The sequence below is a fragment of the Chroococcidiopsis sp. CCNUC1 genome (assembly GCF_023546805.1).
In the GTDB taxonomy this organism is placed as follows: Bacteria; Cyanobacteriota; Cyanobacteriia; order Cyanobacteriales; family Chroococcidiopsidaceae; genus Chroococcidiopsis; species Chroococcidiopsis thermalis.
The window spans coordinates 5,690,020-5,702,083 of sequence record NZ_CP097480.1 but is presented as its reverse complement, the minus strand read 5'-3'; the positions used below and the strand labels follow the sequence as shown (position 1 = coordinate 5,702,083).

The 12,064-nt window shown below is 42.0% G+C and carries 6 protein-coding genes; 1 reads left to right on the top strand and 5 read right to left on the bottom strand.

What is annotated here, in order from left to right; genetic code table 11:
• Window positions 1–20: 20 nt before the first annotated feature.
• The 3 genes from M5J74_RS26355 to M5J74_RS26345 all read right to left on the bottom strand — a co-directional run bounded on the left by M5J74_RS26355 (window position 21) and on the right by M5J74_RS26345 (window position 3,524).
• Window positions 21–1,115, bottom strand: coding sequence for a hybrid sensor histidine kinase/response regulator (locus M5J74_RS26355; protein WP_015157397.1), 1,095 nt, complete (start codon window positions 1,113–1,115; stop codon window positions 21–23).
• Window positions 1,116–1,398: 283 nt separating this feature from the next.
• A complete protein-coding gene (gene ureC, locus M5J74_RS26350) occupies window positions 1,399–3,117 on the bottom strand; it encodes an urease subunit alpha (protein ID WP_015157398.1) in 1,719 nt (572 codons plus the stop codon).
• Between the two features lie 95 nt (window positions 3,118–3,212).
• On the bottom strand, window positions 3,213–3,524 hold the full coding sequence (locus tag M5J74_RS26345; RefSeq protein WP_015157399.1) for an urease subunit beta: 312 nt from the start codon (window positions 3,522–3,524) through the stop codon (window positions 3,213–3,215).
• Between the two features lie 241 nt (window positions 3,525–3,765).
• On the opposite strand from M5J74_RS26345, the gene M5J74_RS26340 reads away from it, so the two are divergent.
• Window positions 3,766–9,675 (top strand): EAL domain-containing protein, encoded by a 5,910-nt coding sequence (locus M5J74_RS26340; RefSeq protein ID WP_250014166.1) that lies wholly within the window; start codon window positions 3,766–3,768, stop codon window positions 9,673–9,675.
• A 227-nt stretch (window positions 9,676–9,902) separates the two neighbouring features.
• Here M5J74_RS26340 and M5J74_RS26335 read toward each other — a convergent pair whose 3' ends face one another.
• Both M5J74_RS26335 and M5J74_RS26330 read right to left on the bottom strand, forming a co-directional pair.
• The gene (locus tag M5J74_RS26335) at window positions 9,903–10,949 is read right to left on the bottom strand and encodes a M42 family metallopeptidase (RefSeq protein ID WP_250014164.1); all 1,047 of its coding nucleotides are present in this window, start codon (window positions 10,947–10,949) and stop codon (window positions 9,903–9,905) included.
• Window positions 10,950–11,048: 99 nt separating this feature from the next.
• Window positions 11,049–12,041, bottom strand: coding sequence for an SGNH/GDSL hydrolase family protein (locus tag M5J74_RS26330; RefSeq protein ID WP_015157402.1), 993 nt, complete (start codon window positions 12,039–12,041; stop codon window positions 11,049–11,051).
• Between the last annotated feature and the right edge of the window lie 23 nt (window positions 12,042–12,064).

Below are 12,064 nucleotides of genomic sequence, written 5' to 3'. Positions count from 1 at the left end.
ATGACAAACAACAAGCGAATCTACTTCATCACAGGTAGGCTAACCCTAAAAGTACTACCTTTTCCAAGTTCGGAATCAACTTGTAGCGTACCTTGATGGGCTTCGACAATGCGGCGTGATAAATACAGTCCTAAGCCGCTACCGGAACGCCTATGGCTACCTTGACGGAATCGTTGAAACAAAGTCTCTCTATCTTCAAAGGAAATACCGGAACCCGTATCGATCACGTCTACTTGTAAATAAGAGTCAGGATTGGTAGACACGCAAACGGTAACGGAACCTTTATCGGTAAATTTAAGGGCGTTGCCCACCAGATTAGTAAAGAGACGATGCAATTCCAAGCGATCGCCAGAAACTTGCACAGATGGAATTGGCTGCTGTTGTTGTAACTGGAGCGATACACCTTTATCTTGTGCCAGAGGAGATAGTTCTTTTACGATATCTTCTAGCAAATTTTGCAAGTCTACTGGAAAGAATGCCAAGGTCTTGCGCCCAGCCTCAAAACGATAGACTTCCAACAGCGTATTGACCATTTGCAGCAGATTCTGATTGCTACGAATCATCGTTGCGATCGCTTCATGGATCGGTGGCGATAGTTCTCCTAACGCCCCTTGCGCGAGAAGTACGAGCATTCGGTCGGCAGCAACAAGGGGAGTCCGAAGGTCGTGCGTTAAACGAGAGACAAAATCTTCTCTTTGACGGGCAATTTCATCCCGTTCGTCTACGCTGTGCTTCAACCGTAGTAGCGATCGCACTCTTGCCAAAAGTTCTTCGACTTCGACAGGCTTGCGGATAAAATCGTCTGCACCCGTATCCAAACCTTTAGCCACACTAGGTTGGTCGTAAGCAGTAATCAGTAAAATTGGAATGAAAGGTAGTTTGGCATTTTGCCGGAGGCGCTGAGTCACCTCAAACCCATCCATTCCTGGCATCATCACATCAAGCAGAACGAGATGAGGCGGTGATTTTTCAACTTCTGCTATTGCAGTGGGACCGTCTTCTGCCGTAGTAATGGTGTATCCTTCTTCCTCCAAAATCGTTTGAATTAGGAACACATTATCGGGAGAGTCGTCAACCACGAGAATTCGGTCGGCTTTGGAGGATGGGATAGTCATGAAATCCGCACGCTGCTCAATAAATTAAGATTTTAATATTTTCTAAATATCTATTCGTTGGTATCATTCTTCCTTGTCGTTCCAAAATTAACCTCTTACCCAAGAGAGAATGTTTCTCCAACTACAGATCGTTACATTTTTTGGCAATGTTCGATCGCGGTAGCAAATTCACCTGCCGAGCGAGCAATTGAGGCAAAAAGTTCGCTTCGGCAGATAGATAACAATCTGAAATAGTCAGCATCAGCGATAGTACCAGCGTCTATAACCAACAGCTAACAACCATTTAAAACAAAAAATATCTTTGTGCCATTGGTAAGATTGTAGCTGGTTCGCAAGTGAGAAGCTCTCCATCTGCCCTAACTTCGTAGGTTTCAGGATCGACTTCGATGCGAGGTAGGGCATCGTTTAATTTTAAATCCTGCTTACCGATTTGACGGGTTTGTGAGACAGCAACAGCAGGTTTTTGTAAACCTAACCGAGAAGGAATTTCTTGTTCTAGGGCAATTTGAGAAACAAAAGTCAAGGATGTTGCCGCGATCGCACCGCCAAAACTAGCAAACATGGGACGCATGTGAACTGGTTGGGGAGTGGGAATACTAGCGTTAGCATCACCCATTTGCGACCAAGCAATTAATCCGCCTTTGAGAACAATTTCCGGTTTCACGCCAAAAAAAGCCGGTCGCCAGAGACACAAATCGGCAAGTTTCCCCACTTCCACAGAACCGACATAATTAGCAATACCGTGGGTAATGGCAGGGTTGATCGTGTACTTGGCAACGTACCTTTTAGCGCGGAAATTGTCATTTTCTATAGATCCCCCATCGGGAGAAGATAAATGCCCCCTTTGCACTTTCATTTTATGTGCCGTCTGCCAAGTACGGATAATCACTTCCCCTACTCTTCCCATCGCTTGAGAGTCGGAGGAAATCATGCTGAATGCCCCTAAATCGTGCAAAATATCTTCTGCGGCGATCGTTTCTCGACGAATGCGCGACTCGGCAAAGGCGACATCTTCGGCAATACTTGGATCGAGGTGATGGCACACCATCAACATATCTAAGTGTTCATCCAGGGTATTGAGCGTATAAGGGCGCGTAGGATTGGTAGAAGATGGTAAAACGTTGGCTTCACCGCAAACTTTAATAATATCTGGGGCGTGACCGCCGCCAGCCCCTTCTGTATGGTATGTATGAATCGCCCGTCCTTTAAAAGCACCGATGGTAGTTTCAACAAACCCAGCTTCGTTGAGGGTATCGGTGTGAATCGCGACTTGGACATCATGTCGGTCGGCGACATCCAAACAAGTATCGATCGCGGCGGGAGTCGTTCCCCAATCTTCATGCAATTTCAAACCCATTGCCCCAGCTGCAATCTGTTCGACTAAGCCTTGAGGTTGACTGCTGTTACCCTTACCGAGAAAACCTAAATTGACGGGAAAGGCATCGGCGGCTTGCAACATCCGGTAAATGTTCCAAGGTCCAGGGGTACAGGTTGTGGCATTCGTACCTGTAGTGGGTCCCGTACCTCCACCAATCATAGTTGTCACACCAGAGGCGATCGCCGTTTCAATTTGCTGGGGACAGATAAAGTGAATGTGACTGTCGATCCCACCAGCCGTGACGATTGCGCCTTCTCCTGCTAAGACTTCCGTACCAGGACCGATGATAATATCTACGTTGTCTTGAATGTAAGGATTGCCAGCTTTGCCAATTTTGTAAATCTTACCGTCTTTAATTCCGATATCGGCTTTGACAATCCCCCACCAATCGAGGATTAAAGCGTTGGTAATGACTAAATCGACAGCACCATCAGCATTAGCAATGGGAGATTGTCCCATCCCATCGCGGATGACTTTACCACCACCAAACTTGACTTCATCACCGTAGGTGGTAAAGTCTCGTTCGACTTCGATAAATAATTCTGTATCGGCGAGACGGATGCGATCGCCTGTTGTGGGACCGAAGGTTTCGGCGTAGGCACGGCGATCCATGCGATAGCTCATAGATATTCCTTGTCAGAGTCTATAGGAGATTGAACCATACAGATACAGAAAATATCGAGAAAAATTTTATATAGGTTTCACAAATTTCACGAAAACTATCCGTCTAGCGCTCCATTGACACTACTGTTGAAGCCATAGACATGTCTAGTTCCAGCTAAGGGGATAATGGTAACTTCCCGTTCGTCTCCTGGTTCAAACCGGACAGCCGTACCTGCGGGAATATCTAAGCGCATCCCTTTTGCCCGTTCTCGATCGAATTCTAAGGCAGGATTGACTTCAAAAAAATGATAATGAGAACCAACTTGGATCGGGCGATCGCCTGTATTTGCTACTCGTAAAACAGTTGTGGGACGACCTGCATTTAATTCAATTTCCCCTGACTGGACGATCGTTTCACCTGGAATCATTGCCTATTCCTCGTCTTGCTATTTGCTGATGAAATAAAAACATTGTAGCGATCGCTGACACCGAGCGCTTTCGCACGCCAAAATATAATCGGTTTGGTGTCAACTATTGCTAGCCACCAAATCTTATGCACAAAATGTTAATTAGTGCAAACTTGTTTGAAGTTCATTATGAACTTACTTCAAAAAATTGCCCATAGCAATTTTTTTCTATGTTATTGAAAATACACTTGGTTAACCAAAAGTGAGTACGATCGCTATTTCTAGCTATGAGATTATTAATAAAATTTACGAAAGCGATCGCTCGGTAGTTTATCGAGCGTGGCGAATCCGCGATCGTCAACCAATTATTCTAAAAATTTTAAAAGCAGAGCAACCTAGTTTAGAAGAGCTGATTCGGTACAAGCAAGAATATGAGATTACCCATTCTTTAAATTTATCTGGAGTCGTAAAAGCTTACAGTTTAGAAAATTTCCAAAACACTGTATTAATTACTTTAGAAGATTTTGGCGGTGAGTCTTTAGAAATTCTCAGTAAAGCTAAAAAGATCGGTCTTAAAAATTTTCTTGAAATTGCTATTCTCATAGTAGAGAGTTTATGCCAAATTCATGCGGCAAATATAATTCATAAAGATATTAGTCCGGCTAATATAGTTTTTAATTCTGCTACCAAGCAACTCAAAATTACTGACTTTGGAGTTGCTACTGTTTTATCTAAAGAAACTCCTAATTTTAGTCATCCTAGTATTTTAGAAGGAACTCTGAATTACATATCTCCAGAACAAACTGGCAGAATGAACCGCAATGTTGATTATCGAACAGATTTTTATTCTTTAGGAGCAACTTTCTATCAATTACTCACCCACCAACTACCATTTGATACTGACGATCCTTTAGAACTCATTCATTGTCACCTTGCTAAGCAGCCAATTCCGCCCCACCAAATCGATCCTAGTATCCCTCTAGCTCTTTCACAAATTATTATAAAACTATTGGCAAAAACCGCTGAAGCGCGTTACCAAAGTGCCTGGGGAATCAGAGCGGACTTAAAAAAATGTTGGCAGCAATTAGAGAATAATCATACTATTACAGAATTTGAATTAGGCAAAGAAGATGTTTCCGACAAACTACAAATTCCCCAAAAGCTTTACGGTAGAGAACGAGAGATTAAGATTCTATTAGCGGCTTTTGGGAGAGTCTGTGAAGAAGGACAAAGAAGACAAGGAGGACAAGAGATACCAATTACCAATTACCAATTCAAACCCGAATTAGTCTTAGTTCGTGGATATGCTGGAATTGGCAAATCATCTCTCGTACAGGAAACTTTTAAATTAGTTACTCAAAAAAAAGGATATTTTGTTCAAGGAAAATACGAACAATATCAACGGCATATTCCTTATTTTGGCTTAATTAAAGCACTGCAAGAATTAGTTCGACAACTCTTATTAGAAGACTCAGATCGATTAGCAAAGTGGCGAGATTGCATTCTCACTACTTGCGGAGAGAATATCGGCGTTCTGATCGATGTTGTTCCCGATTTATCATTGCTTTTAGGTCAACACTCAGCAATCGCAACTTTAAATTCAACAACAGCAGAGCATCGGTTTAAATTAGTATTTCAGAAGTTGATTCAAGTATTTGCCCAGGCAGAACATCCACTCATAATTTTTTTAGACGATCTTCAATGGGTAGATAGAGCTACTCTACAATTAATTCAGATTTTAGTCGCGGAAGGAAAGCAGTATTTATTTTTGATTGGGGCATATCGAGACAATGAAGTTAATGTTTTTCATCCTCTCAGCTTGAGTTTAGAAGAGTTAACCAAATTTGGAGTCACAATTCATTATATCTCTTTAACACCTCTTAATATATCTCAGATTAATCAGCTACTTTTGGAAACTCTTAAGTGCGATCGCGAGGTGACAGAACCTTTAGCAAAACTGATTTTAGAGACAACTCGCGGTAATCCATTTTTTATTAGTGAGTTTATCGCTTATTTAGAAGCAGAAGACTTATTAAAATTTGAACGAGCGAGACAAATTTGGTACTGGAATTTAACAGAAATTAAACTAGCTCAAGCAACTCATAATAATCTTACCGAGCTTCTCGTTAAGAAAATTCAAAAGCTCGATGACAATACACAACAAATTTTAAAACTAGCAGCATGTATTGGTAGTTCGTTTGAGTTATCTACTTTAGTTGGCTGTATGACAAAACCTGCTGAAGTCATAGTGGCACTTCTACAACCAGCGATCGCTGCTAGTTTAATTATCCCTATTGGCAACGATCGCACGGCAATTGAGTTAGGTATTTCTCTAACACGAATATTAACAGTAAAATATAAATTCGCTCACGATCGCATTCAACAAGCCGCCTACTCGTCGATTCCAGAAGGTACAAAACAAACTTTACATCAAATAGTTGGTCGAACCCTACTACAAAATACTCTAGCAGACAAGCAAGAAGAAAAAATTTTTGATATTGTCAATCATCTGAATTTTAGTATCTCTTTGTTACAGAACCAAACTGAAAAAGATGAATTAGCAGCACTAAACTTAACTGCTGCCAAAAAAGCTAAAGAATCCATTGCCTATGAGTCAGCATTGAGTTATGCAAGTTTGGGTATCAAACTTATTGAGGAAAAAAGCTGGCAACGACAATACGAGCTTTCACTTGCTTTATTTTTAGAAGCAGCGGCAGCAGCATATTTGTGTGGCAAATTTACCTCAACAGAAAATTATACAGATATCGTACTACAACAAGCAAAAAATTTATTAGATAAAGTTAAAGTCTATGAAATTAAAATTCTCGCTCATGTTGCCCAAGGAAAACCACTTGCAGCTGTCAGCATAGCAATATACGCCTTGCGGCTTTTAGGAGTTAATTTACCTCACCGAGCGAGTAAATTTAAGATTTTACTAGCGGCGATCGCCACCAAATTTAGCTTATGTCATAAACACATTGAGGCACTAATTAATCTACCATCTATGAGCAATCCCCATACATTAGCAGCTATGAAAATTATGGGAATTGCTGGTTCGCCTACATACAATGCTGCGCCACAATTCGCTCCCTTATTAGCATTTGCTGGAGTCAATCTATCACTAAAATATGGTAATACAGCAATGTCTGCTTATGGTTATGCCAGTTACGGTGTGATGTTATGTGGCATATTGGGGAATATTGATGCTGGCTATCAATTTGGTAAACTTGCTTTAGACCTATTAGAAAAGTTTCAGGCAAAGGAATTAAAAGCTAGAACCTTCATGGTGTTTAATAATTTTATTCGACACTGGAAGGAACATGTTAGAGAAGGCTTACCATCCCTCATAGAAGCTTATCAAAGTGGATTAGATACTGGCGACATTGAATTTGCTGCCTATTGCGGGTTTATTTACTGCTATCATTCCTATTTTGTCGGCAAGGAATTGACAGCACTCGCCCAAGAAATGGAAACATATTTACAAGCAAGCGATCGCCTCAAACAAGAGACAGCCTCGCATTTATTGCAACTCTATAGACAATCTGTCGCAAACTTGTTGGAGACAACAGAAAATCCGTGTTTTTTTAGAGGCAAGTACTACGACGAAAAAAAGATGCTGTCATTACTATTAGCAGTGAATCATAAAACTGCTTTATTTCACTTATATTGTCAGAAACTTGTACTCAATTATCTATTCGAGGCATACGAGTGCGCTGCTGAAAATGCATTGCAAGCAAAAAAATATACAGATGGTGTTATTGCTTCTCTATCTTTACCTATTTTTAATTTTTATCATTCTTTAACTTTAATATCCACATATAGCTCTACTTCAATTTGGCAAAAAAAGCGTATTTTAAAACTTGTCAAGATGAATCAAAGGCAAATGCAAAAATGGGCAAATTCTGCACCAATGAATTATTTGCATAAGTATTATTTAGTTGAAGCTGAGAGAAATCGAGTTCTTGGCAATTGTAACCAAGCAATAGATAACTACGATCGCGCCATTACTTTAGCTCAAAAAAATGCATACTTACAAGAAGAAGCATTAGCAAACGAACTAGCAGCTAAATTCTATTTAGAATTAGGTAAAGACACGATTGCTCGCATTCATCTTTTAAATGCTAGATCTTGTTATCTAGTCTGGGGTGCAATAGCTAAAGTAAAGGCTTTAGATACCAAATATGCTCGATTATTATTTACCTTGGCAAATCAGTCTCATAAATTCACTGCAAGCCATAACATTAATATTCATACATCCGATCGCTTACTCGATTTAAATACATTTATTAAAGCCGCACAGATCGTTTCTGGCGAAATTGTTTTTCAGGACTTAATTCATAAAATAATGCAAACTGCAATCGAGAATGCAGGCGCGGAGTTAGGCTTTTTATTATTGATTCGAGATCAAAAGCTAGTTATAGAAGCAGCTATATCTATCGCATCATCTGAGCAAACGCTCTCATTTCCTATGGCAGTGACAAGCGATCTGCTACCAATTTCTTTAATTAACTATGTAGCCGAGCATAAACTTGATGTCGTGCTACAAAACACTATTGATAGTTACAATTTTGCCCGCGATCCTTACGTTCAATCGCATAAACCCAAATCAGTATTGTGCGCCCCTATTTTGAATCAAAATCAACTCGTAGGCATTTTCTATTTAGAAAATAATCTTGCCACAGGTGCATTTACGAGCGATCGCTTAGAAATTTTGCGATTGCTCTGTTCTCAAGCGGCAATTTCCTTAAAAAATGCCCAACTGTACCAAGACTTACAGAGATCGGAACTGAAAGAACGAGAAAAAGCTAGTCAATTAGAAAAATCATTAAAAGAACTGCAAATCGCTCAAGATCGTCTCGTACAAGTTCAAGAACAACTACTGCATGATGCCTTTCACGATCCCCTCACCGATTTACCCAATCGTGCTTGGTTGATCGAGCGTTTAGAACAAGCGATCGAAATGCACAAACGCTATCCAGATTATCTCTATGCTTTACTGTTTATCGACCTAGACCGTTTTAAAGTTGTGAATGATAGTTTAGGGCATTTGGTAGGAGATGAGTTAATTAAAAGTGTTGCTAGTAGGTTAAAACTTACTTTACGTGCCTCAGATACAGTAGCGCGACTCGGAGGCGATGAATTTGTAATTCTACTAGAAAACATTCGCGATCTTGAAGAAGCAACTGTGGTAGCAGACAGAATTCAAGCACGCTTAAAACAACCGTATCGACTGCTGGAATATGAAGTTTTTACCAGCGCGAGTATTGGCATCACGTTCAGCACGATGAATTACGAACGAGCAAGCGATGTTCTCAGAGATGCGGATGCAGCCATGTATCATGCTAAAGAGCAACATAAAGGACGATATCAAATCTTTGCCCCCGCAATGCAAGCCCGCGCGATCGCCCGTTTGCAATTAGAAAGCGATTTACGACGGGCGATCGCCCAACAAGAATTATCTTTACATTACCAACCAATTATTCAACTTTCTAGCGGCTGTCTGACTGGATTTGAAGCTTTGATCCGCTGGTATCATCCCCAGCAAGGTTGGATCGCACCAACAGAATTCATTCCAGTTGCAGAAGAAACTGGATTGATCGATTCTTTGGGTTGGTGGGTATTGCAGCAAGCCTGTCTGCAATTACAAACTTGGCGCGAACGATTTCCTAAATATCATAGCCTTGCAGTCAACGTTAATTTGTCAGTGCAACAACTCAAACAAGCAGATGCAGCCGAACGAATCGAGCAAATTTTACAGACAACTCAACTGCCAGGAGAATGTTTGAAACTTGAAATTACCGAAAGCTGCTTGTTAGAAACAGCAGACTTAGCCCCACAGTTACTAGAACGTCTTCAAGCTTTAGGAGTTCAACTGTGTATCGATGATTTCGGTACGGGTTATTCTTCTCTAAGTCGCCTGCACGATCTACCCATTGATACGCTGAAAATCGATCGCTCTTTTGTCAACCATCTCGAATCTAGTCGTCACACCGAAATCGTCCAGACAATCGTTACACTAGCACGCAGTTTGGGCATAGATGCAGTAGCAGAAGGCATAGAAACCCAATTGCAGTTAGAAAAACTACAACAGCTTGGCTGCGATTTAGGGCAAGGATATTTATTTTCTCAACCTGTAGACAATCAGAAGGCGGAAAAATGGTTGAATAAGTAATTCGGGAGTCGGTACGGGCGGGTTTGGAAACCCGCCCGTACGGGAGTCGAGAGTCGGGAGTAAAAGGCAATACAGTTCAGATCGGACTCGATCCCCCCAACCCCCCTTAACAAGGGGGCTTTGTTTCCCCCTTTTCCAAGGGGGCTGGGGGATCTTCGAGGATAGATCGCTTTTAACTGAAATGTATTGGAGTAAAAGGTTACTAACGACTCACAAATGACAAATGACTAACTATCAAATTGTGTTTCACAAAAACATTGGAGAATTTCAATACAGTTAGCGATCGCTCCTAAATGAGCAATTTCATATCCGTGAGTGTTTTGGGTTGGAAATGCCAAACACGCAGCACGCGCAACGTGTCCGAATTTCATGGCGATTGAAGCGTCGCTGCCAAACCCGCTGAGGGTTGCTAACTGCAAGGGAACATTCTTTGCTTCTGCTGCATGACGCAGTTGTTGGTTCAAACCTTCATCGTAAATTCCATAACCATCTTGAGACAAAATTACGGGCGCTTCCCCAGACTGAATTGGATACTCTGAAGAGAGAGGGCAGATTTCTAAGGCGATTAATCCATCCAAGCGTTGCTGCTGCGTGAAATATAGCGCCCCAATTGCTCCCACTTCTTCTTTTGCAGAAGCTACCAAATAGATATCTACTGCTGGTTGTTTAATTCTCTCAGCTAAAGCCAGCAAGATCGCAACGGAAGCTTTGTTATCTAAAGTGTAGCTGGCAATATGGTCTTTTAATCCGATCGGACGCTTGCGATGCTTGCCAATTACCATCCGCGTACCCGCACGAACTCCCGCAGCTGCGAGTTCTTCAGGAGTACGCATAGTTTCAATCCAGGCATCTTCCCATCTTACAGGCGTATCTTCCTGCTGCACTTTTTGGGGCGACTCGTGGGAAACGTGGCGAGAACCAAAGCTGAGAATGCCGCTAATAGTTTCGTTGTCTCCCAGCAGATCCACGACTCCTTCGCCATATACCCAAGGGAAAGCACCGCCTAGTTTTCTAACTTCTACGCACCCATCATCGCCCACACTCTTGACAATTGCGCCAATTTCATCTTTGTGGGCAGTAATCGCGATCGCACCTTGAGGATCTCGCCCAGGAATTTTGGCAATAATATTGTCAGCACGATCTAGCCACACTTCTACCCCCAAGGCAGAGAAGCGATCGAGCAAGAATTGATTAATCTCTGCCTCGACTCCACTGGGAGAGTGATGCATGACTAATTCTTCGATAGTGGTAAATAGGCGATCGTAGTTAGACACGAAGGATGAATGAGAATGAGGTGTAGAGATGTTATCTGCAATGCCTCTACAGTAACAAGGGCTGAGCGATTAACTCCATCGATCTTCGATAATTGTTCCTTATCTCTTGTTCTTGTATAGCGATACCGTAGTCCCTGCCGCAGTGCCGAGGGTAGCCAACATGAATGCGTTTAATCCAGCAGTTGATGATTCAGAAGATGATTTAGCAGTAGATGCAGATTTGAGGCTAGATAAAGCTAATTCTCCTACTAATGCATGGACTCCAGTTGTGGGGTGCAAATTGTCCCAGAAGAGATATTCGTTAGGATTGCTGCATACGCTTGTTCGAGTCAAGCAAGTATCGGTGACATTGGTAAGCCCAAACTCAGATGGATTGGCGATCGCTCGTCTGAATAGAGAATTCACGTCCACTGAGACAATATTAGTATTGGTTCTCTTATCCAAGACTTGCAAAGTTGCTGCCAAGCCAGTGTTGTGGAATTGAGTCAAAGCATTCAGGGTGTTAGCAATTTCTTGATTATTTCTAGTAGCGGGAATGCGCCCCAAATCTGGTAAATTTACTACTAAAATATGTCTTGCCCCGCGCTCTGCGAGAGTACTTACTGCTGATGTAATATTGTTAACTGGTACGAACGGATCGGTGACTCCACCTCCTAAATAGTCATTTGCTCCCACCCATATAACATAAAGCGCTCTGCGATCGGCTTTGGGATGCTGAGCTTTAAAATTCTCTAGCTGCTGCTGCAATCCTGGTAAAGGAGGCGTGTTGGGAGGTAGTGGGGCAGTAGTATTATTCTTGCCAGTCGTGGCTCCGCCAAAAGCGTAATTCGTAAGGCGATCGCGACTTAACCCTAAATTGTCTACCAGATAATCTATCCAGATCGAACCGTTAGAGAAACGTCCTTCAGAGTACGGCGGACTGGGAGGAATGCCTGTAGCTTGAAATGTATTCCCCGTATCGGAAAGACTATCGCCAAACACGACGATCTGACTGAAAGGAGTTTTTGCTTGTGCTTGTAGGGGGACAATACACGAACCGATCGCAAGTCCCGTAGCGAGAATTTTGATTCTAACGTTCTCTTTTTTTGCCATCTAATTTTACCAGGGAGCGCACG